The 24,987-nt window shown below is 57.6% G+C and carries 24 protein-coding genes; 17 read left to right on the top strand and 7 right to left on the bottom strand.

What is annotated here, in order from left to right:
• Window positions 1–8 precede the first annotated feature (8 nt).
• From QE408_RS00750 to QE408_RS00735, 4 genes are all read right to left on the bottom strand, one after another.
• Window positions 9–2,312 (bottom strand): xanthine dehydrogenase family protein molybdopterin-binding subunit, encoded by a 2,304-nt coding sequence (locus QE408_RS00750; protein ID WP_306927670.1) that lies wholly within the window; start codon window positions 2,310–2,312, stop codon window positions 9–11.
• Complete coding sequence (locus QE408_RS00745; protein ID WP_306927668.1) at window positions 2,309–3,298, bottom strand: FAD binding domain-containing protein; 990 nt, start codon at window positions 3,296–3,298, stop codon at window positions 2,309–2,311. The genes QE408_RS00750 and QE408_RS00745 overlap by 4 nt, the downstream gene beginning before the upstream one ends.
• Window positions 3,295–3,828, bottom strand: a complete 534-nt coding sequence (locus QE408_RS00740; RefSeq protein WP_306927666.1) for a 2Fe-2S iron-sulfur cluster-binding protein — start codon at window positions 3,826–3,828, stop codon at window positions 3,295–3,297. Before QE408_RS00740 ends, QE408_RS00745 begins: the two co-directional genes overlap by 4 nt.
• Window positions 3,829–3,974: 146 nt before the next feature.
• Entirely contained in the window at window positions 3,975–4,907 is a 933-nt protein-coding gene (locus QE408_RS00735) for an XdhC family protein (protein WP_373465474.1), read from the bottom strand.
• Between the two features lie 301 nt (window positions 4,908–5,208).
• Here QE408_RS00735 and QE408_RS00730 point away from each other — a divergent pair, with 301 nt between their 5' ends.
• Window positions 5,209–5,805 (top strand): TetR/AcrR family transcriptional regulator, encoded by a 597-nt coding sequence (locus tag QE408_RS00730; RefSeq protein ID WP_306927662.1) that lies wholly within the window; start codon window positions 5,209–5,211, stop codon window positions 5,803–5,805.
• Between the two features lie 122 nt (window positions 5,806–5,927).
• Here QE408_RS00730 and QE408_RS00725 read toward each other — a convergent pair whose 3' ends face one another.
• Complete coding sequence (locus QE408_RS00725; RefSeq protein WP_306927660.1) at window positions 5,928–6,857, bottom strand: GntR family transcriptional regulator; 930 nt, start codon at window positions 6,855–6,857, stop codon at window positions 5,928–5,930.
• 278 nt (window positions 6,858–7,135) lie between these two features.
• Here QE408_RS00725 and QE408_RS00720 point away from each other — a divergent pair, with 278 nt between their 5' ends.
• From QE408_RS00720 to QE408_RS00670, 11 genes are all read left to right on the top strand, one after another.
• Window positions 7,136–7,945 (top strand): ABC transporter substrate-binding protein, encoded by an 810-nt coding sequence (locus QE408_RS00720; RefSeq protein WP_306927657.1) that lies wholly within the window; start codon window positions 7,136–7,138, stop codon window positions 7,943–7,945.
• A gap of 32 nt (window positions 7,946–7,977) precedes the next feature.
• The gene (locus QE408_RS00715; RefSeq protein WP_306927654.1) at window positions 7,978–8,706 is read left to right on the top strand and encodes an amino acid ABC transporter permease; all 729 of its coding nucleotides are present in this window, start codon (window positions 7,978–7,980) and stop codon (window positions 8,704–8,706) included.
• Window positions 8,703–9,467 (top strand): amino acid ABC transporter ATP-binding protein, encoded by a 765-nt coding sequence (locus QE408_RS00710; RefSeq protein ID WP_112956784.1) that lies wholly within the window; start codon window positions 8,703–8,705, stop codon window positions 9,465–9,467. The genes QE408_RS00715 and QE408_RS00710 overlap by 4 nt, the downstream gene beginning before the upstream one ends.
• Window positions 9,468–9,480: 13 nt before the next feature.
• Window positions 9,481–10,644, top strand: a complete 1,164-nt coding sequence (locus QE408_RS00705) for a M20 family metallopeptidase (protein ID WP_306927650.1) — start codon at window positions 9,481–9,483, stop codon at window positions 10,642–10,644.
• Complete coding sequence (locus tag QE408_RS00700) at window positions 10,641–11,249, top strand: mandelate racemase/muconate lactonizing enzyme family protein (RefSeq protein WP_306927648.1); 609 nt, start codon at window positions 10,641–10,643, stop codon at window positions 11,247–11,249. The genes QE408_RS00705 and QE408_RS00700 overlap by 4 nt, the downstream gene beginning before the upstream one ends.
• A gap of 4 nt (window positions 11,250–11,253) precedes the next feature.
• The gene (locus QE408_RS00695) at window positions 11,254–11,739 is read left to right on the top strand and encodes an enolase C-terminal domain-like protein (RefSeq protein ID WP_306927646.1); all 486 of its coding nucleotides are present in this window, start codon (window positions 11,254–11,256) and stop codon (window positions 11,737–11,739) included.
• Window positions 11,736–12,905 carry a M24 family metallopeptidase gene (locus QE408_RS00690; RefSeq protein WP_306927644.1) on the top strand — a complete coding sequence of 390 codons (1,170 nt, stop codon included), beginning with the start codon at window positions 11,736–11,738 and terminating at the stop codon, window positions 12,903–12,905. The genes QE408_RS00695 and QE408_RS00690 overlap by 4 nt, the downstream gene beginning before the upstream one ends.
• A 24-nt stretch (window positions 12,906–12,929) precedes the next feature.
• The gene (locus QE408_RS00685) at window positions 12,930–14,153 is read left to right on the top strand and encodes a glutamine amidotransferase-related protein (RefSeq protein ID WP_306927642.1); all 1,224 of its coding nucleotides are present in this window, start codon (window positions 12,930–12,932) and stop codon (window positions 14,151–14,153) included.
• A gap of 120 nt (window positions 14,154–14,273) precedes the next feature.
• A complete protein-coding gene (locus QE408_RS00680) occupies window positions 14,274–14,687 on the top strand; it encodes a VOC family protein (RefSeq protein ID WP_306927640.1) in 414 nt (137 codons plus the stop codon).
• 32 nt (window positions 14,688–14,719) lie between these two features.
• The gene (locus QE408_RS00675) at window positions 14,720–15,655 is read left to right on the top strand and encodes a 2-hydroxyacid dehydrogenase (RefSeq protein ID WP_306927639.1); all 936 of its coding nucleotides are present in this window, start codon (window positions 14,720–14,722) and stop codon (window positions 15,653–15,655) included.
• 59 nt (window positions 15,656–15,714) lie between these two features.
• Window positions 15,715–16,581, top strand: a complete 867-nt coding sequence (locus QE408_RS00670; RefSeq protein WP_306927637.1) for a D-amino-acid transaminase — start codon at window positions 15,715–15,717, stop codon at window positions 16,579–16,581.
• 171 nt (window positions 16,582–16,752) lie between these two features.
• On the opposite strand, the gene QE408_RS00665 is transcribed toward QE408_RS00670, so the two are convergent.
• Window positions 16,753–18,222, bottom strand: coding sequence for a sensor domain-containing diguanylate cyclase (locus tag QE408_RS00665; RefSeq protein WP_306927635.1), 1,470 nt, complete (start codon window positions 18,220–18,222; stop codon window positions 16,753–16,755).
• Between the two features lie 411 nt (window positions 18,223–18,633).
• Here QE408_RS00665 and QE408_RS00660 point away from each other — a divergent pair, with 411 nt between their 5' ends.
• Both QE408_RS00660 and QE408_RS00655 read left to right on the top strand, forming a co-directional pair.
• Window positions 18,634–19,353, top strand: a complete 720-nt coding sequence (locus QE408_RS00660; protein ID WP_306930137.1) for an SDR family NAD(P)-dependent oxidoreductase — start codon at window positions 18,634–18,636, stop codon at window positions 19,351–19,353.
• A 253-nt stretch (window positions 19,354–19,606) separates the two neighbouring features.
• A complete protein-coding gene (locus QE408_RS00655) occupies window positions 19,607–20,368 on the top strand; it encodes a GntR family transcriptional regulator (protein WP_306927633.1) in 762 nt (253 codons plus the stop codon).
• Here QE408_RS00655 and QE408_RS00650 read toward each other — a convergent pair.
• Window positions 20,362–21,309, bottom strand: coding sequence for a 2-hydroxyacid dehydrogenase (locus tag QE408_RS00650; protein ID WP_306927631.1), 948 nt, complete (start codon window positions 21,307–21,309; stop codon window positions 20,362–20,364). The genes QE408_RS00655 and QE408_RS00650 overlap by 7 nt on opposite strands.
• Window positions 21,310–21,598: 289 nt before the next feature.
• Here QE408_RS00650 and QE408_RS00645 point away from each other — a divergent pair, with 289 nt between their 5' ends.
• The 3 genes from QE408_RS00645 (at window position 21,599) to QE408_RS00635 (ending at window position 24,987) form a co-directional block, all read left to right on the top strand.
• Window positions 21,599–23,110: an ABC transporter substrate-binding protein gene (locus QE408_RS00645; RefSeq protein WP_306927629.1), complete on the top strand. Its 1,512-nt coding sequence runs from the start codon at window positions 21,599–21,601 to the stop codon at window positions 23,108–23,110.
• A 69-nt stretch (window positions 23,111–23,179) separates the two neighbouring features.
• A complete protein-coding gene (locus tag QE408_RS00640; protein ID WP_306927628.1) occupies window positions 23,180–24,151 on the top strand; it encodes an ABC transporter permease in 972 nt (323 codons plus the stop codon).
• On the top strand, window positions 24,148–24,987 hold the full coding sequence (locus QE408_RS00635; protein ID WP_306927626.1) for an ABC transporter permease: 840 nt from the start codon (window positions 24,148–24,150) through the stop codon (window positions 24,985–24,987). Before QE408_RS00640 ends, QE408_RS00635 begins: the two co-directional genes overlap by 4 nt.

The raw sequence follows: 24,987 nt of genomic DNA, 5'->3' as shown, positions 1-24,987 counted from the left end.
CTGTTTCGTCAATCCGGACCGGTCATCAGTTTGTCCAAGGTCATGGGCAAGTCACGCACGCGCACACCCGTTGCATTGTAGACTGCATTGGCGATGGCTGCCCCAACTCCGGTAATGCCGATCTCTCCGATGCCGCGTGCCCCCATGGGGGCCTGGGGATCGGGCCTGTTGGTGTAAAGGATGTCGATTGCGGGGACGTCCATTTGCACCGGCACGTGGTAGTCTGCCAGGGAGGCATTGACGACGCGCCCCGTTCGCTCATCGAAGTTCGTTTCTTCGGTAAGAGCCAGACCGATACCCATGATGATCCCACCTTTGAACTGGCTGGTCGCCATCTTGTGGTTCAATATTTGCCCTGCGTCGAAGGAACCCAAGAAGCGCGAGACGCGCGCTTCGCCCGTTACTGCACTGACGCGGACCTCGCAAAACTGTGCACCGTAAGAATGCATGGAAAAAGCTTGCATTTCCGCCGGCGCGGGTGCCTCCGCCTCGCAGACAAGCTCGTCTCTCCCGGCGCGCTTGAGGATCGACTGGTAGCTCTCGAAGCGGCTACTGTCGTTGATATGCGCTAAACCACCGTCTCTGGTATCCACGTCGGAAAGCGAAAGTCCTGCCAGTGGAGAGTCGTTTCCGGCAAGCTTGATCAATTCCTCAACGAAGACTTCAGTTACGGCGATGACTGCGCCACCGATTGAAGCGGTTTGCGTCGAGCCTCCCGCAATCACACCCTTTGGCAGTCGGCTATCGCCATACTCGAAGGTCACATGATCGAGCGGCAAGCCCAGCCGTGCGGCAAGATGCTGGACCTGCGCCGTCGCTGTTCCCATCCCCATGTCGTGGACGGCGGTTGAAACCGTCACGTGGCCGTCCGCCGTCAGCTTGATACGCGCGGCGCCGCCGGGGAACCGGTGATAGGGATAGGTCGCCGTCGCGCATCCCATACCGATCAGCCATTCGCCCTCACGCCTCTGGCGCGGCGTCTGGCTACGCTTGTCCCAACCGAACTTTTCCGCCCCCTTCTCGTAGGCTTCGATGAGATAGCGGGAAGAAAATGGTTTGCCGGTTGTCGGATCCGTTTCCGGCTCGATCCGTCGGCGCAGTTCGATCGGGTCCAGTCCTAATTTTTCGGCAAGCTCATCGAGCGCGCATTCCAGTGCGAAGGTTCCGACCGACTCCCCTGGTGCTCGCATGAAGGTGTTTGCCAGCATGTCCATATCGGCGACGTCCTGGCCGAGACGAAAGGTTCTGGCGGCGTAGAGGTGGCGCGCGGGAAAGGTAAATTGTTCGGGGCAGGAATTGTGCAGCGTCATCGCGGCTGTTCCCGTGTGGATCAGGGCGTCGAGCGTTCCGTCTGCCCTTGCGCCCAGGGCTACACGCTGTTCGGTGACCGTGCGGCCGCCGACGATTCTGAACACCCCTTCGCGAGACAGCATGATCCGCACCGGGCGGTTTGCGAGCCTGGCCGCCGCACAGGCCAGGATCTGGTGGTCCCAGAGACATTTTCCTCCAAAGCCACCACCGACATAGGGCGAGGTCACATGGACCTTGCTGACATCGAGATCGAAAATGTCCGCAAGCTGGCCCGTGGTCAGGTCGAGCAACTGGCTTGCATCGTGAACCCGCAGTTCATCATCATTCCAGACAACCGTCGCCGCATGCAATTCGATGGCGTTGTGATTGTGGCGCGGCGTTCTGTAAACCAGATCGACCTTCACGTCCGCCTTGGCAAGTGCGGTTTCGGCGTCGCCGATCTCGACGAAAGGGGGTTGGCCAAGCAGAGTTTCAAGTTGCCTCGGCGACGTCTTGGCTTCATCGAAAGACGTGATCGCTGGCAGCACGTCGTATTTTGCCGTGACCAGGGAAGCTGCGTAATCCGCCTGCTCTTGCGTCTCTGCCAGGACGACAGCGATGGGCTGACCGTTCCAGTGAATTTCGTCGTTCTGCATGACCGGAAGATCGGTGGCGCCTGCCGCTGTGGGTGACGACATCATCAGCGATGGCGCCTTCATCCTTGGCGCGTTCTTATAGGTCATGACGAGAATGACGCCCGGCGCGTCTTGTGCCGCGCTGACGTTCAGTTCGACGATGCGACCGCGTGCAATGGTGCTGAAGGCCAGCGCTGCATAGCTGATATTGTCATAGGGAAATTCGGCCGCGAACCGTGTCTTGCCCTGCACCTTCATTGGGCCTTCGATGCGCGATACAGATTGTCCGAGTGATCCATGCTTGCGCAAAAGTGGATCGGTCGTAACGGCAGGTTGCCAGCGACCTGGCTTGGCTGTTTTTGGCAGCGTCTGGGTTTCGGCGCTCATGCGTTTTCTCCCTTCAATTCTTCAAGAACCGCGACGATCGTGCGTTTAGCAAGTTCGATCTTGAACCTATTGTCCCGCAAGCCGATGGCGTCAGCGAGTTCGGCTTCGGCCGCTGCCGCAAAGCTTTCCGCATTTGCCTTCTGGCCTTGAAGGCGCGCTTCCGCCTTCAGCGCTCGCCACGGCTTGTGGGCAACGCCACCAAGGGCGAGCCTCACATCCGTCACGTGGCCAGCGCCGTCGATCTCAAGCGCGGCAGCAACGGAAATGAGAGCGAAAGCGTAGCTCGCGCGATCCCGGACTTTCCGGTAGGCGGACATGCGGGCAAAGGGAAGGGCCGGGATCTCTAAGGCTGTAATGAGATCGTCTGGATGAAGTTCGGTTTCGATCTCAGGCGTGGCCCCTGGCAGGCGATGAAGCGCACGCAATGGCAATAGGCGCGTGCCGGACGGGCCTTCAAGATGAACCGTTGCGTCCAGTGCGACCAATGCCACGCACATGTCTGATGCATGGGTCGCGACGCAGCTTTCAGATGCGCCGAGGATTGCGTGGTAACGGTTGAAACCGCCCACCGCATCGCAGCCGGAATTAGGCTGGCGCTTGTTACAGCGGGCAGCGTTGTCGTAGAAATACCGACAGCGGGTGCGCTGGAGTATATTGCCGCCGACTGTTGCCACATTTCGAATTTGCGCGCTGGCGCCCGCCAAAATGGCGCGTGACAGAAGCGGAAACTGCGATCTCACCGCACCATGGGCTGCGAGTGCCGTGTTTGTCACACCTGCTCCGATCAGCAGGCTGCCATCTGTGCGTTGCTCTATGGCACTGGAGAGGCGGGTGACATCGACCAGTGTTGCCGGTCTCTCAACGGTCTCGCGCATGAGGTCGACGAGATTGGTCCCGCCGCCCAGATATTTGGCTGTGGGACCCGCTTGCTTGAGAGTGATGGCGGAGGCGGCGTCCGACGCCTGATGGTAGGAAAATATGTTCATGCGCGTGCCCTCTCATCGGTCTGGACTATTGCCTGATGGGTCAGCGTCTCGGAGATGGCTTCGACGATGCCGTTATAGGCACCGCAACGACAGAGATTACCGCTCATGCGTTCGCGAATTTCGGTCTCATCCACAGTCACACTGTCGCTCGAAAGATCGGCGGTGACGACGCTTGGGATATTGCGTTCGAGTTCGCCCGCCATACCCACGGCGGAACAGAGTTGGCCCGGCGTGCAGTAGCCGCATTGAAAGCCGTCATGCTCTATAAAGGCTTTCTGCAGAGGGTGAAGATTGCCGTTTGCGGCAAGGCCTTCGACGGTCGTGATGCTGCGTCCCTGATATTGAACAGCAAGCGCGAGGCAGGAATTGATACGCTCGCCATCCACGAGCACGGTGCAAGCGCCGCACGCGCCTTGATCGCATCCTTTCTTCGTGCCGGTCAGCCCCAGATAGTTGCGCATAAGATCAAGCAGCGAGGTGCGGATATCCGCCTCTACCTCCACTGCCGCTCCGTTTATGATGAATCGCATTGGATATCTCCCTCATCTGACAGGCCGCGTTGGAAACGCACTCGCGGCACCTGTGGAACGTCCGGTCATGTTTGCCGTTGGCCGATCGCCGGGACAATTAAAGCAGCGATTTTCAGCCCAAGTTCTTTGTTATGAAGCGCTTTCGACTACGGTCTCGCAGGGATGCTTTCGTTCCGTGCAACGTGAGTCTGCCGCGAGGCGGCGATGTCGGCGATAACGGAGAGCGCCAGAGATTGCGCGTCTTTTGCTTTTGCGAAAACTCCGATTGGCGCCTTGATCCGACCGATCGCCTCCTCCGAATGGCCGCGCTGGCGCAATCCCTCGACCCGCCTGTGATGTGTCCGGGAACTTCCGAGAGCTCCAATATAAAACGGCGATGCAGCAAGCGCGGCTTCAAGCAGCGGGATTTCCTGGTCTAGATCGTGCTGAAGAAGAGCCACTGCTGTGTCGGCATCAATCAGCGAAGGATCAATGTGGGAGCTGCTCGCACCGTCCAGGAGAATGACATCATAGCCCGCAGCCTCGGCAATTCGGGCGGTTGTCTCCACCTCAAGGGAGCGCCCGGAAAAAATCATGCGCACTTTTGGCCGGTAGCAGGTGACGAACGAATCGTCGTCCCAGCCGGTTGTTGTCGCCTCTGGCCCAAGCGAAAGTTGCCGGGGGCCGGGCATATAGCGAAGTGATGCGCACTGACGATTATCCACCAGCCTGTTGACGGAACAGAGCGGTTCGACGGTCTTGAGGAGGTGAATGGAGACCGTAATCCCGCCTCCGCAGGGCAAAACGATATCGAAGAAGGGTGATCCTTCGCCCAACATAACGAACCGGTCGTGACCACTCCTCATCGCCTGCAAGGCTTCAGCGGCAATAGCCGCCTCAGTACACCCGCCGGACACGTAGCCGCAGTAACGCCCGTCTTCGCAGACCGCCATATGCGCGCCAATTGGACGCGAGGAGCCGCCGCGTATCTCCACCAGGGTGCATAGGGCCACCTGACGTCCTGCCGCCGTGCTTTCGATGGCGAAGTTTAGAATGTCATAGGCTCTATCGTTTGAAAGGGCCTTTTGAGGTGCAGGCAAAACGGAAATCTTGTCGTCTCGAGGCAACCAATGAGACGCACCATGGTTATTCGTGTTGGTATTCACCGATCGAGTCACGGGTGCCTCCAGGATTGCGACGTCAACTTAAGAGACGGATGGTTGGGCTCTTGTGGAACGATACGGCTGCCGGCCTTCATCGCCATTTTCTGATTTTGGCATGACATCCGCCTCCTATTTGATTTAAGGAAACGAATGGCGCATCCATAAGCGGAGGCGCCTCCGTTTAACTTAGTGGCTTACGATCTTTCGTCAAGTCATTTCTTATGGAGCGCGCCCTTAAGTGCCCGAGGAACCTACGCCAACGGTCAAACACCCGCCTTTGCGTGCGGATGCCCGGCGAAACCGCGAGAAACTCGTCGAGATTGCTGCACTGGCATTTTCTGAGCAGGGAGCGTCCGCATCGCTTGAAGACATTGCCAGGCGTGCGGGTGTTGGCATCGGCACGCTCTATCGGCATTTTCCGACACGTGAACATCTGGTGGAGAGCGTGTATCGGCGTGAATTGGAGCTTCTTGCCGCAGCCGCGCGCGCGTTTATGGCCGAAGAAGAGCCCGAAATGGCCGTCGAAAAATGGATGTACCGGTTCGTCGATTACATGGCGACGAAACGGGGCATGGCGAACAGTCTGAAACTGTTGTTCACATCCAACTCCGCTCTTTTTTCGGAAGGCTCAACGCTATTGCATACCGCCTTTGACGACCTTCTAGCCCATGCGCGCGAAGCTCACGCCGTCAAAGGAGACATTGACGCCGCAGACGTTCTTAATGCGCTCTTCGGGGTATACTCCATACCGGAAGGACCCGATTGGCGTTTACGCGCCCAAAGGATCGTTCGGTTGGTCATGGACGGATTGCGCACGAACCCAAGAGCCACCTAAGCGTTTAACGGTCGCTGAACTATATAAAAAATTGCTCCGCTTGCCTTCGCCAAAATGAGTTCGCTTGGGCAGTCCTCGCGATCGAGCATTGCAGGGGAACGGGATCTCGACCGACTTCAATCCTAATTCGGTTTTGGGTAATGTCGAGCCGCAGCTCTCGCGGCGTTTAAATGTTTCGTCATCAGTTCCGATGCCTTGATGGTGTCGCCTTCGAATATTGCGGCTATGATGTTGAGATGTTCGCGGCACCAATCCCGCACACGGCGGCGGTTGGAATAGCCGCCGAACTCCAAAAGACGCCTTAATCGGTTCTGCTGTTGGATGGCTTGAAGAAAGAAAATATTGCCGCTGAAGCCCGCAATCATTTCATGAAACTGCGCGTCCGTGTCAAACAGGAGGCGGGGATCGACGGCCGCGATGTTGGGATGACCCTCGAGGTAGATGTGCTCCAGGCGCGACCGTTCGAGCAATCCGGCGTCGAACTTGAAACTTCCCAAAAGCAGCCCGGCCGGTTCCAGAGTGCTGCGGTAATCATAACTATCGCGCAGGGCCACTTGTGAATCGAGGGTTGGGCGGAACGTCCAGCCGCGACCGCTGTTGCGCGAAAGCAAGCCGTCATTGACCATATGCGTCAAGGTGCGCAGCAGAAGAGTCCGATCGACTTTGTAGCGCCGTGTCAGTTCTGCCTGGGTGACGCTGTCACCCAGAATGCCGGACAGCCGGTCCTCCACGATGCGGGCATAAAGATCCTCGCCCGCCGTGACCGGTACCTCCAGTTCTGTGCGGTGAAGTGTCAGATGCTGGGCCTTGAGGAAAAAACCTTGATTTTTGCGCGCTTCTACAATGCCACGCTCCGCGAGCAAGGTGAGGGCAGCTCTGACGGGCGTGCGGGATACGCCGAGCATGTCGCTCAGTTGCTGTTCGCGCAGATGATGTCCGATCTCAAATCTCGCGTCGCGAATGAGGTCAAGGATCTGATTGGCAAGGCGGTGCCTACTCTGCTGGGCATTCGTTGTCACCGCACTCGAAGTTTTTGTATCGTTTTCTGACATCGTACAATCGTAAAGCTGATAGTTGCATCCTGACTAATAGCCGTTCATCGACAAAAGTCTATCCGCTCAACGGTCGAAGTGCGGTCAATCCGGCATTCAAACTCAATTTAAGATCGAAAAAATCGAATATGGAGCGAAATTCATCAATAAGATCAAAAAATGAGCATACATACGCATTGCTCAATATTTCACTTTCTCGCTTGACTCCGAAATTTTTTAAATTGTATTGTTGTTAAAAGAAAATGCAATCTGACTTAACAATAACTAAGGGGACTCGCATGCTCAAGACCATTTTCGCTACATCGATGCTGTCGCTTGCCGCTGTCGCCTCGGCGTCTGCCGCTGAGTTGCCGTCCGCCGGATTGGTGGAAAAGGGAACCCTCACATATGGCGTCGCCGCGACGTTTGCTCCGTTCGAATTTCAGAAGGATGGTCAGCTGACCGGTTTCGACATCGATCTGATTTCCGCTATTGCCAAGAAGCTGAAGGCTGAAACAAAGCCGATGAGCATGGACTTTCAGGGTCTGATCCCGGCACTCTTGGCCGGTCGTATCGATATCATCAACTCTGCCATGTATATTAACCCGAAGAGATCCGAGCAGGTCGATTTCATTCCCTATCTCAAGGTAGGTAATCAGGTTGTCGTGCGTGCGGGCAATCCGTCCAAGATCACCGGTCGTGACGACAGCCTCTGCGGCAAAACGATTGCCGTGACACTTGGTGGAATTGAAGAGAGCCAGGCGCGTGCCGACGATGCGCGCTGCAAGGGCAAGGGTCTTGCCGCGGTCAAGGTTCTGACGTTCCCGACAGGGCAGGACTCCGCACTTGCGCTGCGGCAGGGACGTGCCGATGCCGAGTTCGACTCGACCCCCGGCGCGGTCGTCTTGCAGACCGAAACGCCCGGCGTTTACGAGGTTGCCGGAGAAGAATTCGAATCGAATACCAATATCGGCATGGCGACCCGGAAGGGTGATACGGCTGTTCAAAAGGCGATCAAGGACGCGCTGCAGGAGGTCGTCGCCGACGGCACCTACAAGACGCTGATCGAAAAATGGAAGCTGCCGGCATCGGTGTCGATCTTCAACTGACCGCCCCATAACAAAGAAAAAAGGAGAGCGGGATGTCGCTTGATCTGGTCTTTGACTATGTCTTTTCACCCGCTTTCTTCCACGGCGCGTTACTGACGCTGATCATAACGGTCATCTCGCTATTTTTCGGAATGATCGCCGGTCTCGTGGTGGCTCTGTTGCAGGAATCGCGCGTAAAGGCGTTACAGATTGTCACGCTTTTGTATCTCTGGCTTTTCCGTGGCACCCCGGTGCTGTTCCAGATCATCTTCATTTACAACGTACTGCCGACCTTCGGCATCATGCTGTCCGCCTTCGCCAGCGCCGTGATCGCATTGTCGCTGAACGAGGGCGCCTATATGGCGGAGATCATTCGTTCCGGTCTTCAGGCGGTCAAGAAAGGCCAACGGACGGCTGGCCTTGCGCTTGGCATGAGCCGGTTTGCCGTGATGCGTTACATCGTCATTCCCCAGGCCGCCCGCATCGTCCTGCCGCCGACAGGAAACCAGATGATCGGCATGCTGAAGACGAGCGCGCTGGTATCGGTGGTGGCGGTGGAAGAACTGCTTCTGGTCGCAAACCAGACCGCAAGTTCCAACTTCAAATACTTCGAGGCGCTGACGGCGGCCGGCATCTACTATCTGGCGCTCACCACGATTTTCATGGGCGGCCAATTTCTCCTTGAGCGGGCGCTCGACCGAAAGCGCCGACGGGATAAGCGTCCTCCCGTTTCCTTGATGGCGCGCCTGACTGCGCTTACCGAAAAGGCAGAGGCCCGATGAAAGAGCACGTTACCAAAGCCACCGCACGCCAGCCGCTCCTCGAAGTCATGGGGATCAACAAGAGTTTCGGTGACCTTCAGATCTTGAAGGCGTGCAGCCTGAACGTCCACGGCGGCGAGACCATGGTGATTATCGGCCCGTCCGGGTCTGGCAAATCGACCTTGCTGCGCTGCATCAACCTGCTTGAGCCAGCCGATGACGGCAATATCTTCTTCGAAGGTAACGACATCGCCCGTGAGTTGCGCCGCGCCACGGAAGTCCGCCGTCAGATCGGTATGGTTTTCCAGAATTTCGAGCTCTTCCAGCATCTTACCGCCATCGAAAACATCATGCTCGCACCAATGAAGGTGCTCGGCATGAGCCGGAGCGACGCCCACGACATAGCCATGGATTTGCTCCGCAAGGTGCGTATTCCCGAAAGGGCCGATTTTTTTGCGGACGAACTTTCGGGCGGGCAGCAGCAACGGGTCGCCATTGCCCGCGCGCTTGCCATGAAGCCGAAGCTGATGCTCTACGACGAGCCGACGTCGGCTCTGGACCCCGAGATGATCCGCGAAGTGCTGGACGTCATGGCCGATCTCAGCAGCGAAGGCATGACCAGCATCGTCGTGACCCATGAAATGGGCTTCGCCAAGCGCGCCGCCGATCAGATCATCTTCATGGAAGATGGCGAGGTGGTGGAAAATGCGTCTCGCGATTCTTTCTTCGGAGGCGCCGTCAACGAACGGGCGACACGCTTCCTCGACCAGATATTGCACTAGGTGAAATCCGATCATGACTCATATGCCAGACGCCGCCCGGATGAAACGCGAACTTGCGGAAATCATCGCCATTCGCAGCGAGAACCCGCCAGGCGGTGAAGGTGAGGTTGCTGTTTACGTCGAGCGCCTGCTGAAAGAAGAAGGCTTCTCGGTCTCGCTGACCGAATACAAGCCGGGACGCTTCAATGTCGAAGCCAGGCTGGAAAACGGTACCGGCCCCGTCTTTGCCTTCAATACCCATATGGACACCGTGCCTGCAGGCGACGGCTGGACCTCCGATGCCTTTACGCTTCGGGAGGCGGACGGCAAGCTCTTCGGTCGTGGTACCTGCGACTGCAAGGGGCCACTGATCGCCATGATCGAGGCAATGCGGATGCTTGCCGCAGACCGCGCGACATGGTCTGGCACGCTGCTCGGTGTCTTCGTCGGCGACGAGGAAATTGCCAGCGAAGGCGCCAAATACTACGCCTCGACAAAGCCAAATATCGATTTCGCGGTGGTGGGCGAACCAACCTCCAATACGACCTATTCGGCGCATAAGGGCAGTCTCAGGCCCGTGGTGCGCGTGCAGGGTGTCACGGCACATTCCGGTACGCCACATCTCGGCGACAACGCCATCTATCGCGCGGGCCAGCTTCTGACACTCATCGAAACCTATCACAACGACGTCGTGCGCAAGCGGACCCATCCCCTGGTCGGCGCGGCAAGCCTGACGGTGACGCGCATCACCGGCGGCCATGCGGATAACGTCCTTCCGGGTGCCTGCGACCTGCTGCTTGACCGCCGAATGGTGCCAGGCGAGGACGAAGAGGTCGTCAAGCAGGAACTGGCTGCTTTGCTGAAGGATGCGTATGATCGTTTCGGCGTGAAGGCGGAGATCATCGACTACAAGGCCACGACCGGCAGTGCCACTGAAACCGCGCCCGATCATCCCGTCGTCCTGGCAAGCCTCAAGGCCTGTAAGGAGAACGGCACTGTCGATCCCGGCCCATTCGGTTTTCAGGGCGGCTGCGATCTGGTGCATTTCCGTTCGCTTGGTGCACAAGGAACGGTGATCGGCCCCGGCAGCCTGTCCGTCGCCCATAAGGCGGATGAATTCGTGCCGGTGGATGAATTCATCACCTGTAGCGTCATCTACCGCGACGTGGCCAGAACGATGCTGCGGCCGGCCCCATGAGAGCGTCCCTCTCCAGAGCCATGCTTCGATATGGCGGCGGGCTTCTCCTGCATACCGCGTCCTCCGGTCCGGTCAGCGGGCTCGATACGCTCTATCTGAGGCTGGAACATGGTGGGCATGCCGGGACAGGCGAAGTCCGCATCAATATTGCATATCTGAACGGTATCGAGCCGGAAACCTGCCTTCGGAGGACGTTGGACGTCCTGAACGGTCTGGACTGGTCGATGGAACCCGGTGCAGTGCAGAGCGAGTTGGCCGGTCGGGGCGATGTCATCCCGCCAGTTCGGATGTTGATCGACAGCGCGCTTCACGATCTCGTCGCTCGCAAGCAGGGTGTGACGGTCTCCGCCATGTTGGGCGGCAAGGCTTTGCCGATGGTAAGGCACTCTACCAACCAGACCCTGTTCATATCCTCAACCGACCGGTTTCTGGCCCAGGCCGAGACCTACGTGGCACGCGGTTTCTGCGACCTGAAAGTGCGTGTCGGTGGTGGCGATTTTGCCGAGGATATTGCGCGCATAGCAGCCCTGCGTGACCGTTTCGGCGATACCGTCAAACTTGCTATCGATGCCAACGGCTCGTGGAGCGAAGCAGAAGCGGCCTGAGAATTTGCGGTCGCTCGCCCGCTTCAGGCTTGCCTATGTCGAGCAGCCGGTCGCTGCCGGAGATTGGGACATGCTGAAACGGCTGGCGGAGACGAGCCCACTGCCGCTGATGCTCGACGAAAGTGTAGCCTCCGCCGCCGATATTGATGAGATCATATCTGCAAAGGGGCTTCTCTGGGCGCATCTGAAGCTCGTCAAACTGGGTGGCATCGCAGCAACCCATGCCGCCGCCAAGCGGCTTTCGGGTGCCAATATTCCCTTCATGGTCGGACAGATGAACGAAGGCGCGGTCGCAACGGCGGCCGCACTTCATCTGAGCTGCGCGGTCGGCCCCCGCTTTGCCGAACTCTACGGAGCCGACGGTCTCGAAAACGACGCGGCAAGCGGGCTTCTCTACAGGGATGGCGGTGTCGAAGGGCCTGCCACGAGCGGTTTCGGTTTGGAATTCGATGCGTCGAAGGCGCATCTCGTCAAGGAGTTTGAAGCATGACCATTCCCAGCGATATCATCCAGGGACAGGAATCCGCCTTCCCGAAGGAAGAATATGCGCGCCGACAGGCTCTCGCCCGCGAAGGACTTGCTGCAGCGGGCCTCGACGCGCTGGTCGTGACCGGCCCGGAGAACATCTTTTATCTGACCGGCCAGCAGACACCGGGCTATTACACTTTTCAGGCGCTGATCCTGCCAGCGGACGGCGATCCGGTATTCCTGATCCGCCAACTCGAATATTTCAACTTCATCGCCAACACCTTCATCTCCGATGCCGTCGTCTATCAGGACGGTGAGGATCCGATCGGGCTGCTGGTCAAGCTGATCGAAAGCCGGGGACTGGCCTCCAGGCGCATCGCCATCGACAAGCGCGGCTGGTTCCTGCCTATTGCCGTTTACGAGGCGTTACAGGCTCGGCTCGGCACCATCGGCGATGGAGCCGGCGTTATCGAAACGTTCCGGGCCATCAAGTCGCCGCTTGAAGTGGAGAAGCTTGAGAAGGCTGCCGCCTATGTCGATGCGGGCATGCGCGCCGGCCTCGCCACCATTCGTGTCGGCGCCACCGAGAACGACCTCGTGGCCGCGATGATGGGTTCAGCCATCGCCGCCGGTTCCGAATATCTCGGCATGGAGCCGCTTGTCTCTGTTGGCCCGCGCACAGGCGTGCCGCACGGCACCTGGCGCCGTCGCGCCATTGCTGCGGGCGATCCGGCGTTTCTCGAAATGGCGGCGTGTCACGATCGATACCACGCCGCCCTGATGCGCTCGGCCTGGATCGGGGAGCCGCCGAAGGAAGCGGCCGACATGATGAAGGTCTGCCAGGAGGCGCTGCAAGTCTCTCTCGACGCCATTCGTCCGGGTGAAGCGTGCGAAGTGCCGCATATTGCCTGTCAGAAGGTGATTGATCGCGCCGGCTATACCGAAAACTTCAAGAAGCGCCTCGGCTACAGCGTTGGAATTTCCTTTGCGCCGGATTGGGGCGAGGGCGCCATCCTCAGCCTCAATGCGGGCGTGAAGACCGAGCTGCAACCGGGTATGACCTTCCACCTGCCGCCGGCGTTGCGCATCTACGGTCGCTTCACGGTCGGCGTAAGTGAAACGATTGTCATAACAGAGACCGGTTATCGCGCCCTCGGCACGATCGACCGCAGTCTTTTGATCGTCTGAAACACGGATCGAACGGAGCTGACGATGGGCCTTATCCTCGTTCATCATGACACCGACAGCCCGGCGCTTTACGGAGCCGTTGCCGCAGCGGTAGCGGTCCGTGAGAACCATCGGTTCATGCATCTCGACGCCCGTTTCGATACGTCGCGTCATGCCGATGCGAAGCAGCATGCGGTTGCCAAGGGCGGGCTGGCCGCAAGCGGGCTTTATTGGTTCGAGCGGCTATCGGGACAGCCCGTCGCCCCACCGGCAACAATAGAGGCGATCTTCGATGCGGCCCGTATCGATGACATCGTCGTACCCGTTCATCGGGCTTTCATGGCCGATGCGGAGGCGGTGTCGGCTCTTGCAGTCCGCGCAACCGGAGTGGTGAGCGTTGATGATCACGGCGACCGTTTTCTCAACCGGGACACAGGGGCGGTTCTCGCCTGGCGGGATCGCTTCGGTCGCATCACCCTTGCGCAGCCAGAGGCTACGTCCGCCCCAGCATTGAGGATCGCGCTCATCGGCGCCAGGAGCGATCATATCGGCGTATACCCGTCGGCGCTCGCCAGTCTTGCGGACGCGGCGGACAGTCTCTCTATCCCTGTGTCCATCGACTTTATCGACCCGGTCGATGTTGGCGAGGCTGATGCCGAGATGGTGCTTCGACCTTACGCGGGGGTTCTTCTGCCCGGTGGATCCGACATGAAGAATGTCCCCGGGCAAACCGCGGTCGCTGCCTTCGCGCTGGAAAATGCTGTTCCGGCTGTCGGGCTTTGCCTCGGTATGCAGACCATGGCGACGGCGGTTGCCTGGAAAGCCTTCGGTCGCCGCGGCGCCAATCTGGCGGAAGCCGATCCCGATGCCGGTATCAAAACATTTCTCGCCATGGCGGGAGAAGAAAAGGCCGGTGGCGGTCTGCTGCCGGACCATCGCAGCGGCGATCAGATCACGCGCACCGTCGCTGGCACTCGGCTTGCGGATATTGTTCTTTCCGATACGACCGTCCGGTGCAATCACCGTTTCAGGCTCAATCCGAATATCCTAGGAGACCTGGAAGCGCATGGTCTAAGGGTTGCCGCGCTTGGTGTGGATGGTGCGGTCGTCGATGCGATAGAGGTGGCCGATCATCCCTTTTTCATGGGCATGCAGGGTCATCCCGAACTATCGTCGCGGGCCGATGCGCCTCATCCGCTGATCGTTGCCTTTCTCAAGGCGGCGCTGCTACGGCAACGGCCCGAAAATCGGGATCGATTTTCGGATTAGCACGATGCACAGGTTCAAAGAGCGAGCGCGTCCTTATGCGTCCAAATCGACGCAGCGCGCTCTAAGACAGTCACGGGCGGCAAGCTAAGCCTCGCCTCATCAAGAAAAACAGGAAACGCCATGCGCTCTCTTTTTCATCTCGCTTATCATGTCAACGATCTCGATGAGACCCGCCGTTTCTACGGCGGTGTTCTGGGCTGCAAGGAAGGTCGCAGCACCGAAACCTGGGTCGATTTCGATTTCTTCGGCCACCAGATCTCGATGCATCTCGGCAAACCTTTCGAGACGACGCGCACCGGCAAGGTCGGCAATCACATGGTGATGATGCCGCATCTCGGCGTTGTTCTGGAGCTCGATGCCTGGCTGGCGCTCTCCAAACGTCTTGAGGAAGCCGGTATCGTCTTCGACATCCCGCCTGTGGTCCGCTTCGAAGGCGAGCCCGGAGAGCAGCGCACCATGTTCTTCTTCGACCCGAGCGGCAACCCGATCGAGGTCAAGGGTTTCAAGGATTTCGACAGCGTCTTCGCCCAATGATCTCGCTTAAGGTACAAAAAGAAAATCGTCCGATGATCGCTCTCGTGACGCGTATGGCCGAGGACGTGGAGCAGCTTTGGCTTACCGCGCTGTCGCGACGAATGCCGGATGAAACGATTATCCCGTTCCGGCATGTAGATGAAGCGGCGCGGCAACAGGTCGACATTGCAATCGTCGCCAATCCAGATCCCGCGGACATCGCGCGGTTGCCGTGGCTGAAATGGATCCACAGCGTATGGGCCGGTGTCGAACGCCTCGTCGGCGAGCTTGGTGACAGCCGGCTACCGATCGTGCGTCTAATCGATCCGGAGCTCAGCCGGACTATGGCCGAGGCGGTGCTCGCCTGGACCTATTATCTGTTTCGTGACATGCCCGCCTACGCGCATTTTCAGCGACAGCGCCTCTGGCGGCAGCTTCCGTACCGGCGACCTGAAGAGGTCAGGGTCGGCCTTTTGGGGATGGGGGCTTTGGGAACGGCTTCTGCGCTTCGTCTCAAGGAAGCAGGTTTCAGTGTCATGGGCTGGAGCCGGGCGGAAAAATCGCTGAAAGGCGTCGAAACCGTCTATGGCGACAAGGGGCTGAACCACCTTCTCAGCCGCTCGGACATTCTCGTCTGCCTTCTCCCACTGACCGGAGAGACAAGAGGACTTCTCAACGGCGCCCGGCTTTCGGCCTTGCCGAAAGGCGCTTGCCTTATCAATTTCGCGCGGGGACCGGTCGTGGTTTCCGCCGATTTGATTGACGCCCTCAATGCCGGCGCCTTGAAGCACGCAGTTCTCGATGTCTTCGATGTCGAGCCGCTTCCTGCCGAAAACCCTTTATGGGAGCACCCGGCAATCACCGTGCTGCCGCATATCTCTGCCCCCACCGACAGAGAAACGGCAGCGGCGATTGTGGCGGCCAATATTCTGACCTACCGCAACGCCGGCATACTTCCGCCCACGGTCGATATGGGGCGAGGCTATTGACGCCTGTTTTCACCATCTCCACCCGTCACAACGCTTTCTCTTCTGGGAATTGAACAATCATGACCTCTCCTGAACGTATCGTCTATGTCGACGGACACTATTGCCCCGAATCGCAAGGCAAGGTTTCGATCTTCGATCGCGGTTATCTTTTTGCGGACGCCATCTATGAAGTCACCTGCGTGATTGGCGGCAAGCTCGTCGATTTCGATGGCCATATGGCGCGCTTAGCGCGCTCGCTGAAGGCGCTCGACATGCCGACACCGATGAGCGCGCCGGAACTGCTAGCCATCCATCGCAAGCTGGTTGCGGATAACAAGGTCGATGAGGGTCTGATCTATATGCAGATTTCGCGTGGCAATGCCGACCGCGACTTCAATTTCCCGTCCAAGGATACGCCACCGGTCGTTGTCATGTTCACTCAAGCGCGCCCAGTTCTGGAAAGCCCGCTGGCCAAGCGTGGCCTCAAGGTCATCACACTACCCGATATTCGCTGGGGCCGCCGCGATATCAAGACCGTCCAGCTTCTCTACCCCTCGATGGTAAAAAATGCCGCTTATCAAGCCGGCGCCGATGATGCTTGGCTGGTGCAGGATGGCTTCGTTACGGAAGCGTCCTCCGCCAATGCTTACATCGTGACGACGGACGGCAAGATCGTAACCCGCGGACTGTCGTCCGACATTCTACACGGTATTACGCGCAAGGCGGTCCTCGGATTTGCAGAAGAGGCGGGATATTTGCTGGAAGAGCGGCCATTCACGGTCGCAGAGGCGGTAGAGGCGCAGGAGGCCTTCATCACGTCGGCCACGTCTTTCGTCACCTCGGTTCTTTCCATCGATGGCCAGGTGATAGGGGAGGGTGTCGTTGGACCTGTCAGCAGACGGCTTCGGGACGTCTATATCGAAAAAGCAGTCAGCGCCCGGATATAAGCCGCAATGCCAGTGGACCGACACGGAGGTGAGAAAGCGCACCTCCAACGTGTTTCCGCTGCGCTAAGGACGAAGCTACCTGTATCTCATCTCGGAGGGGATGTGGGTGACGCTCTTTCCAGCTCAAACACCAAACGTGCTCCCCAGCTCTAAACCTGGTTTCACCCGCTTCTAACGTGTCCGAGTTGTCGCTCGTTGCACATCGGTGCCGACCTCAGTGGCGGCATAATGCGCTTTCTTATTCTCGTACATCAGCACGTCGGCGCGTTTTACGAGTGATTCCATCGTTTCGCCTGCCTCGCTGGTTGCCGCGCCATATGACATGCTTAGCGGTAGGGTCGAATAGAACTGATTGTTGATCCTCAAGAGTTCCGTGATGGTTTCCATCATCGTGCCGACGGCTTTTGCGTCTGCGCCAGGCATGAGAATAGCAAATTCATCTCCACCGATGCGGCAGGCATGGTTCGGAGCGGCGACTGCGCCATTGAGGATTTCGCCGAAGCGGCGCAACAGTCCGTCGCCAGCATCGTGCCCAAGCTGGTCATTGGCTTCTTTCAGGCCGTTGAGATCGATGATGACCGCCGAAACAGGACGCAACGACTTACGCTCCAGCCGGTTCATCTCGTCGGCATAGAAGGCGCGATTATAGAGTTTGGTCAAAACGTCGTGCTTGCCCAGATATTCCAGATAGGTCTCGGCCTTTTTGCGCGCTGTAATGTCGGCAAGCGCCACCTGCACCCGCGACCAATCGTCTTCGTGACCGGGAAACACCGAGAAGTGCAGCAGGATGTGGCGGACAGATCCGTCCAGTGCATAATTGACGACCTCGCGATGGTGAAAGAGATTTCCGTTCCAAAGCTCCATCAGTTGCTCTCGAAATGGCTTTTCCATATCGTCACGGAAGATTTCACCGAGCCGTAGCAATAGATCGGAGCGGTTCTTTGCACAAAATAGATCGAGCGTCGCCTGATTAACGTCAATGACCCGGATCTCACTCATGCACTGGCGTATAAATTCCGGATGAACGTCCATAAAGGTGCGAAAATCTGTAATGCCCTGATTGCGGATGTCTTCAATCAGCGTGCGGATCCGGCTGAAATCTTCGATCCATAGCGAAACGGGGGAATGCTCGAAGACACCTTCTGCCTGACGTCTGTGTTCAACCTCAGCGCGACGTGCATTCTCACGCTCGGTAATGTCTTCGGTTGTCAAAAGCAGCCTGCTGAGGGTTGCCTCGTAGCCCGGAAGTACGGAGCCACGCAGCTGAATGTCGAGACGGCGTCCATCGATCGTGTAGTTAACCGTCGTGCTCGAAAACGACAGCTCCCCATTGAACAGTGCCGCCAGCTCATTGATGTGGGTATCCAGCATATCGTCGCGGAAGACTGCGGTAGTATTGGCTCTCAGCTCTTCGAGGCTTTCCGCCCCGAACAGTTCCAATGTCTTAGCGTTGACGCTGAGAATGCGGATCTGCTTTGAACATGCAACGACCCGGTTGCGGTCCTCTTGCAGGAACGCCCTGATATCGGTGACACCTTCTGCTCGCCACTCATCAAACAGCGCCTTCACACCGCTGAAATCTTCGATCCACATAGCGATCGGCGCAAGGTTGAAGATGTCGGAATCGAGGGCGTTGGTCATTGGTTTTCCTGCAGAATGCCGAAGTGGTGAAGGTGAACGGCGACTCAACCATACCGATAACAGGTAACTGCTGCTTTAATAACTGTTAATTAGCTCCAAGCGCATGCGGGCTGGATCTGCTGGGCAAGATTTGTACTCCAAACTCTGCCATGGCGTATTGAGCTCTTTAAGAGAATAAGGATCGACGGTCGTGAGCAAACGCAGCTGGAGCATTGGTGTGTGTATTGCCTGAGGCAGCGGACGATCTTTATCAAGGGAACGGACGCCTTGCGCGGCGCAAGCGCCCTCATCAGGTGCGGCAGCGTTTGGGAAATAGCTTGCAAACCTTTGCTTCACCGCTAGCATATCGATATATCGGGCTCATCCCCATCGCTGATAACCGGAGTTATGTCCTTGGCTTCCTTCCCATATATGCTGTTGACGGGTGCCAGTCGTGGGATTGGGCATGCTACGGTTAAGTTGTTCTTGGAACATGGCTGGCGGATATTGACAGTATCGCGGCAGCCATTTTCTGAGGAATGCCGTTGGCCATCGGCTCGTGAGAGCCATATTCAGGCAGATCTTGCCGACCTTGCTGGCATTGATGAACTGGTCCAGACGGTCCGTAGCCGTCTTCCCGATGGCAAGCTGGCGGCACTGGTCAACAATGCGGGTGTCTCGCCGAAGGGACCGGGCGGCAGCCGGTTGGGCGTGACCGAAACCGATGCGGCGACCTGGACGAAAATCCTGAACGTCAATCTCGTTTCCACCGCTCTTCTTGCGCGAGCACTGTTACCGGAACTCCAGGCTGCGCAGGGATCGATCGTGAATGTGACGTCGATCGCGGGTTCACGGGTGCATCCTTTCGCAGGGGTTGCTTATGCCGCATCCAAGGCAGGGCTTGCGGCGCTTACCCGCGAACTTGCGCATGAATTCGGTCCACGTGGTGTTCGTGCCAATGCGATTGCGCCGGGCGAGATCGCCACCTCGATCCTTTCCCCTGGCACGGATGCGCTGGTCGAAGCTGAAGTGCCACTTGGTCGGCTCGGGACCACGGACGAAGTCGCCAGGACCATTTATTTTCTCTGCACCGAGCAGTCGTCATATATCAATGGCGCGGAAATTCATATCAACGGTGGCCAACATGTGTGAGCCTTTGATCCACCAGGGACTCCGTCGTTACGTCTTGCCATAGAGATCAGCCGGTTTCATTGGTTGGCAACAACAAACTTTTCCATGTAGAGCAGCAGCCACTGCGCCTGATTTCCCTGTTTTGCGTTGTTGTCGGTGCTGGTTCGCCGAACCGATCCCCTGTCAGCACGCGACATTTTTTTGCAGACGATGGGAAGGAGCTGCGATATATCGGTATAGCAACATAAGAAAACCACGATGGGGGAGGGCTAAGGTGAACACGCGTTTGAGGCAGTCCGACTTCCTCCCCGGCGATGGTGTCGGTCAGCCCAAAGCGCTGATGGCCTATAACCACCTTCGCCATGCGATCATCACGATGAAGATGGAGCCGGGCGCGACGATCAGCGAGAAGGAAACCTGCGCCGAGCTCGGTATTTCTCGCACGCCGATGCGGGAGGCCGTGTTGCGGCTTGCGCAGGAAGGGTTGGTCAATGTCGTGCCGAGCGGAGGCACCTTCGTCAACACCATCTCACTCCGAGGCGTAATTGAAGGGCATCTCATCCGTTCCAGCCTGGAATTACGGATGGCTCGGATCGCGGCGCATTCTTATAACGCCGTTTACGACCGGGATTTCGATTTATTAGTCTTCTTGCAGAACGATGCGTCCAAGCGGCAAGATTATGACCAATCGTTCGCCGTAGACAATAATTTTCATCGGTTGGTCTGCACGATGGCAGGTTTCCCCGACATCTGGCAGGCCATTCACAATGCCACGGGACAGCTTGATCGCATAAGGCGATACGCCATTCCGAGATCAGGCTATTTCGACGAAGTCGAACAAGAACATCGGGCCATTTACCAAGCGATCAAGTCCGGCGATGCCGATGGGGCCTATAATCTCATGCGGCGGCATCTCGATGATATCGCGGCAGTCGTCGAGTATGTGTTTGCGGATCAGCCGAGCCTGATCGCGCAGGAACCAGGTTTTGATGTGTCTACGCTGAACCTGATGCTGGCACCCCCAGCAACTCAGTAACCGCTTTCACGGCTGCCCATATTCAGCGGTTGCTGTCCGGACAAGATGCGTGTCGCATTCTCAAAAATCTGCGCTACGACGTTTTTCGGATCAGGCATGGACGCGATATGCGGCGTCGTGAAGATACGGGGGTGGTGCCATAATGGGCTGTCATCGGAAAGAGGCTCTTTCACGAAGACATCGAGCACCGCGCCGCGGAGGTGTCCGCTGTCGATTGCAGCCAGAAGATCGGTCTCCACGACGTGTTCGCCGCGCCCCATGTTGATGATGGCAGCGCCCTTTGGAAGCTGTGCGAACAGGCTGGCATTCATGATGCCACGTGTGGCATCTGTGAGGGGAAGCAGGCAGATCAGGACGTCGCAGTCGGACAGAAAATCCGGTAGTTCCGCGTCTCCGCAATAGGTGGCGATCCCGGCCTCCTGCTTTGGTGAGCGCGCCCATGCGCGAACATCGTAATTGAGGGCGTGGAGACTGCGTCCGACGGTCCTTCCAATCGTGCCGAAGCCTAGTATTCCAACCGTGTAGTCCTGCGCCGCTATCTGTGCTGGGCGTTCCCAGCGCTTGAGCGCGGCATTTTGCATATGGAGGTCCATCTGTCTATGAAACAGTAGAACCGACCAGATGGCATACTCCGCCATTCCAAGCGCATGCTGGTTATCCACCACACGGCAAACTGGAACAGACGGGAGGTTCGGATCGGCGAAGATATTGTCCAAGCCCGCAGCGATGCTGTGAATCAATTTCAGATTAGGCATGTCAGCCAAGAGACCATGTGGTGGGTTCCACGCCACCGCCACGTCGGCATCTTTAAAGCCAATCTCTGGATGGATGCTCACCCGGGCGTTCATCTTGGAGGCAGCGAAGATGTCTTTCAGAAACGATAAATCGAGTGTGCTGCTAATCAGCGCGATGTGGGGGCCCTTGGTCTCTGCATCGCTCATCAAACCCAGTCTCCTATTCGATCTCTCTTAAGCCCGCAGCCATCGCCCATCATATCGCCATCCTGTGTTGGAGATGATTGTTTTTTAGGCGCAGTTGGTGTGAGTTTAAGTTTTATGCAAAAATTCCTGGGAGTGCTTGACATGCGCTGAAGCAGAGAGTCAAGATGATGTACCGATATATTGGTATATTGTTGCTGCGATGAAATCGCAAAGTGACGTCTGCAAGAAAACGAAAATCCATAAGGGGAACTTCATGCGACGACTGATTTCTGCATCTCTAGCATTTTGCATGACAACAACGGTGGCCTTGGCGCAGGCCGCGCCAGGCGGAAAACTGAACCTCATCGTTCAGCCTGAACCGCCAAGCATTATGATCGGGACCACCACGAATGGTCCAGCCCTGCTGGTCGGCGGTAACATCTATGAGAGCTTGCTGCGCTATGACGAGAACCTCAAGCCTGAGCCGTCGCTCGCCAAATCCTGGACCATTTCCGACGATGGTCTGATCTATACGTTCACGCTACAGGACGGCGTGAAGTGGCATGACGGCAAGCCGATGACATCGGCCGACGTGCTGTTTTCTGCCAACGACTACCTGATGAAGATGCAGCCGCGTCATCGCAACCTCATGACTCATGTGGAAAGCGTTACCGCGCCGGACGACAAGACCGTCGTATTCAAGCTGAAGCAACCTTTCGAGGCCTTCATCCGTGGTCTGGCTTTCTACACGATGCCGATTTTGCCAAAGCATATTTATGAAGGCACCGACTACGCCACCAATCCAGCCAATGACAAGCCGATTGGCACGGGTCCGTTCAAATTCGATGAATGGAAGCGGGGCAGCTACATCCATCTTGTCAAGAACCCGGATTATTACGTCAAGGGCAAGCCCTATCTCGATGAGCTCTACTATCAGGTCATTCCGGACGGCGCATCGCGATCAGTGGCTTTCGAGACCGGAAAAGTCGATGTCTTGCCGGGCGGTTCCGTTGAGAATTTCGACATTCCGCGGCTGAAAGATCTGCCCAACAGTTGCATAACGGAAAAAGGCTGGGAGTATTTCGCGCCCCTTTCCTGGCTCTGGCTGAACAACCGCAAGCCGCCGATGGACAATGTCAAATTCCGCCAGGCAGTGATGTATGCGCTGGACCGCGAGTTTGCCAAGGATGTCCTGTGGAACGGTTACGGCAAGGTCGCAACAGGCCCACTTTCGTCAAAACTTCCCTTTTACAAGGATGTCGAGCCGAAATACGCGCATAATGTCGATAAGGCCAAGTCGCTGCTCAAGGAAGCCGGTTACGATGGTAAGCCGCTGAAGCTTCTGCCGCTTCCTTACGGCGAGACCTGGCAGCGCTGGGCGGAAGCGGTGAAGCAAAACCTCGAGGAGGTCGGTATTCCGATTGAGATCGAGGCGACCGATGTGGCGGGCTGGAACCAGCGCACGTCCAACTGGGAATATGATATCGCCTTCACCTATCTTTACCAGAATGGCGATCCGGCAATTGGAGTGGATCGCAACTACAAGACCTCTCAGATTGCAAAGGGCAATCCGTTCAACAACGTCGAGGGTTATTCGAATCCGGAACTCGATAAGCTGTTTGAAGAAGCAGCTGTCGCCTATCCTGCGTCCAAGCGCCAGGAGCTTTACGATCAGGTGCAGAAGAAGCTTCAGGAAGACGTGCCTGTCGCCTGGCTGCTCGAACTCGGCTTCCCGACCCTCTACAATTGCAAGGTCCAGAATATCGTAACGACGGCATCCGGCCTTCCGGTATCCATGCGAGACGCCTGGATCAAGAAGTAAGTCGAGATCAGGCGGAGACTGTGTCTCCGCCTGACATTCAGACCGGACAATCTAGTCGGAGCAATGCTCATGCTGAGATTCATCTCGGGGCGGCTGTTAAAGGCAGCCGTGATCCTGATCTGTATCACCGTGCTCAATTTCTTCCTTATCCATGCCGCGCCCGGTGACCCGGCTTCGGTCATGGCGGGGGAAGCGGGCGATGCCGATCCTGCCTTCCTGCAACAGCTCAGAGAACGCTTCGGTCTCGACAAGCCGCTTTATGTGCAGCTTTGGATTTATGTGTCCTCCGTCCTCCGGCTCGATCTCGGTTACTCCTATCGTCAGCAGTTGCCGGTGCTCCATCTGATCAGTGAGCGCCTACCGGCAACACTGCTTCTGTCACTTTCCGCCTTCGTGATTTCGCTCGGTCTCGGTGTGGCTGCCGGCGCCTTTGCATCCGCACGGCAGGGCAAATGGGCCGATACGATCATTTCGCTGGTAGCGCTGATCTTCTACGCGACACCGTTGTTCTGGTTGGCGCTGATGGGTGTCTTGCTGTTCTCCGTTGAACTCGGCTGGCTACCGGGCTTCGGTTACGAAACGGTCGGAGCCAATTATACTGGCTTCAACCGCGTGCTGGACATATTGCAGCACCTTATTTTGCCTGCCATGACGCTCGGTCTGTTTTTCATGGCAGTCTATGCCCGCATGACCCGCGCCTCGATGCTGGAGGTCGGCAGGCTCGATTTCGTCAAGACAGCGAAGGCCAAAGGTCTGCGTCCAGGCATCATCCAGCGCCGCCATGTGCTGCGCAACGCACTTTTGCCAGTCGTGACCCTGGCAGGTTTGCAGGCGGGGCAGCTCGTCGGCGGGGCTGTGCTCATCGAAACCGTTTTCGCCTGGCCGGGCATCGGCCGGCTGATGTTCGACGCATTGTCGCAGCGAGACTACAATCTGCTGCTCGGCGTGTTCGTCGTTTCCGCCGCAATGGTCCTGCTCTTTAACCTCATCACCGACGTGCTTTATCGCCTCGTCGATCCGCGCATTAAGGTGACGTCATGAAGGATTTCTGGAAACGCTTTTCGCAGAACCGCGGTGCCGTTGTTGGCCTTGTTATATTGTTTCTGGTTGTCATTCTTTCGGTTGCCGCTCCGTTTGTGTACACCAAGTCACCGTGGGCGATGGTACAGCGACCCTTCATTCCCCCTTTCACGATGGATGCCTTCGTGCTCGGTACCGATCCGATGGGGCGCGATCTCGCTGCAGGGCTCGCGCATGGCGCTCGGGTTTCGTTGCTTGTCGGTCTTGTTTCTACCGTCGTCTCTCTGCTGATCGGCATTCCCATCGGAGCGATTGCCGGTTACTTCGGCGGCTGGGTGGACGATCTGCTGATGAGGTTCACAGAGTTCTTCCAGAGCGTTCCAAGTTTCGCGCTGGCAGTTGTACTGGTCGCTATCTTCCAGCCCAGCATCTATTCGATCGTCATCTCCATCGCCGTCGTTTCCTGGCCGCCGGTTGCCAGGCTTCTCCGCGGCGAGGTGATGTCGCTGCGCTCGCGGGAATTCGTCGAAGCGGCCGTTCTGTCGGGGCAGACGCATTCGACGATCATCTGGCGGCAGATTTTGCCGAACACGCTCTCGCCGATCATCGTGCTTGCCTCGATGATGGTGGCGGCCGCAATCCTGATCGAAAGTTCCTTGTCCTTCCTGGGGCTGGGTGATCGCAATATCATGTCCTGGGGCTACATCATTGGTGCTGGCCGCACTGTGATCCGTCAGGCTTGGTGGGTAAGCTTCTTTCCGGGCCTTGCGATCCTGTTGACCGTTCTGGCGCTTAATCTGGTTGGTGAAGGGCTGAACGATGCCCTCAACCCGCGCCTTGCGCGCAAGGGGAGGTAG

It is taken from the genome of Agrobacterium larrymoorei (assembly GCF_030819275.1).
In the GTDB taxonomy this organism is placed as follows: Bacteria; Pseudomonadota; Alphaproteobacteria; order Rhizobiales; family Rhizobiaceae; genus Agrobacterium; species Agrobacterium larrymoorei_B.
Note: the sequence above shows the minus strand (reverse complement) of the source record. Positions and strands in the feature narration are given on the sequence as shown.

Bases quoted from the DNA above. Each gene is read 5' to 3' on its own strand.
- QE408_RS00750 (WP_306927670.1), bottom strand. From the start codon at position 2,312: ATGAGCGCCGAAACCCAGACGCTGCCAAAAACAGCCAAGCCAGGTCGC.
- QE408_RS00745 (WP_306927668.1), bottom strand. From the start codon at position 3,298: ATGAACATATTTTCCTACCATCAGGCGTCGGACGCCGCCTCCGCCATC.
- QE408_RS00740 (WP_306927666.1), bottom strand. From the start codon at position 3,828: ATGCGATTCATCATAAACGGAGCGGCAGTGGAGGTAGAGGCGGATATC.
- QE408_RS00725 (WP_306927660.1), bottom strand. From the start codon at position 6,857: ATGTCAGAAAACGATACAAAAACTTCGAGTGCGGTGACAACGAATGCC.
- QE408_RS00720 (WP_306927657.1), top strand. From the start codon at position 7,136: ATGCTCAAGACCATTTTCGCTACATCGATGCTGTCGCTTGCCGCTGTC.
- QE408_RS00715 (WP_306927654.1), top strand. From the start codon at position 7,978: ATGTCGCTTGATCTGGTCTTTGACTATGTCTTTTCACCCGCTTTCTTC.
- QE408_RS00710 (WP_112956784.1), top strand. From the start codon at position 8,703: ATGAAAGAGCACGTTACCAAAGCCACCGCACGCCAGCCGCTCCTCGAA.
- QE408_RS00705 (WP_306927650.1), top strand. From the start codon at position 9,481: ATGACTCATATGCCAGACGCCGCCCGGATGAAACGCGAACTTGCGGAA.
- QE408_RS00700 (WP_306927648.1), top strand. From the start codon at position 10,641: ATGAGAGCGTCCCTCTCCAGAGCCATGCTTCGATATGGCGGCGGGCTT.
- QE408_RS00690 (WP_306927644.1), top strand. From the start codon at position 11,736: ATGACCATTCCCAGCGATATCATCCAGGGACAGGAATCCGCCTTCCCG.
- QE408_RS00685 (WP_306927642.1), top strand. From the start codon at position 12,930: ATGGGCCTTATCCTCGTTCATCATGACACCGACAGCCCGGCGCTTTAC.
- QE408_RS00680 (WP_306927640.1), top strand. From the start codon at position 14,274: ATGCGCTCTCTTTTTCATCTCGCTTATCATGTCAACGATCTCGATGAG.
- QE408_RS00675 (WP_306927639.1), top strand. From the start codon at position 14,720: ATGATCGCTCTCGTGACGCGTATGGCCGAGGACGTGGAGCAGCTTTGG.
- QE408_RS00670 (WP_306927637.1), top strand. From the start codon at position 15,715: ATGACCTCTCCTGAACGTATCGTCTATGTCGACGGACACTATTGCCCC.
- QE408_RS00665 (WP_306927635.1), bottom strand. From the start codon at position 18,222: ATGACCAACGCCCTCGATTCCGACATCTTCAACCTTGCGCCGATCGCT.
- QE408_RS00660 (WP_306930137.1), top strand. From the start codon at position 18,634: ATGCTGTTGACGGGTGCCAGTCGTGGGATTGGGCATGCTACGGTTAAG.
- QE408_RS00650 (WP_306927631.1), bottom strand. From the start codon at position 21,309: ATGAGCGATGCAGAGACCAAGGGCCCCCACATCGCGCTGATTAGCAGC.
- QE408_RS00645 (WP_306927629.1), top strand. From the start codon at position 21,599: ATGACAACAACGGTGGCCTTGGCGCAGGCCGCGCCAGGCGGAAAACTG.
- QE408_RS00640 (WP_306927628.1), top strand. From the start codon at position 23,180: ATGCTGAGATTCATCTCGGGGCGGCTGTTAAAGGCAGCCGTGATCCTG.
- QE408_RS00635 (WP_306927626.1), top strand. From the start codon at position 24,148: ATGAAGGATTTCTGGAAACGCTTTTCGCAGAACCGCGGTGCCGTTGTT.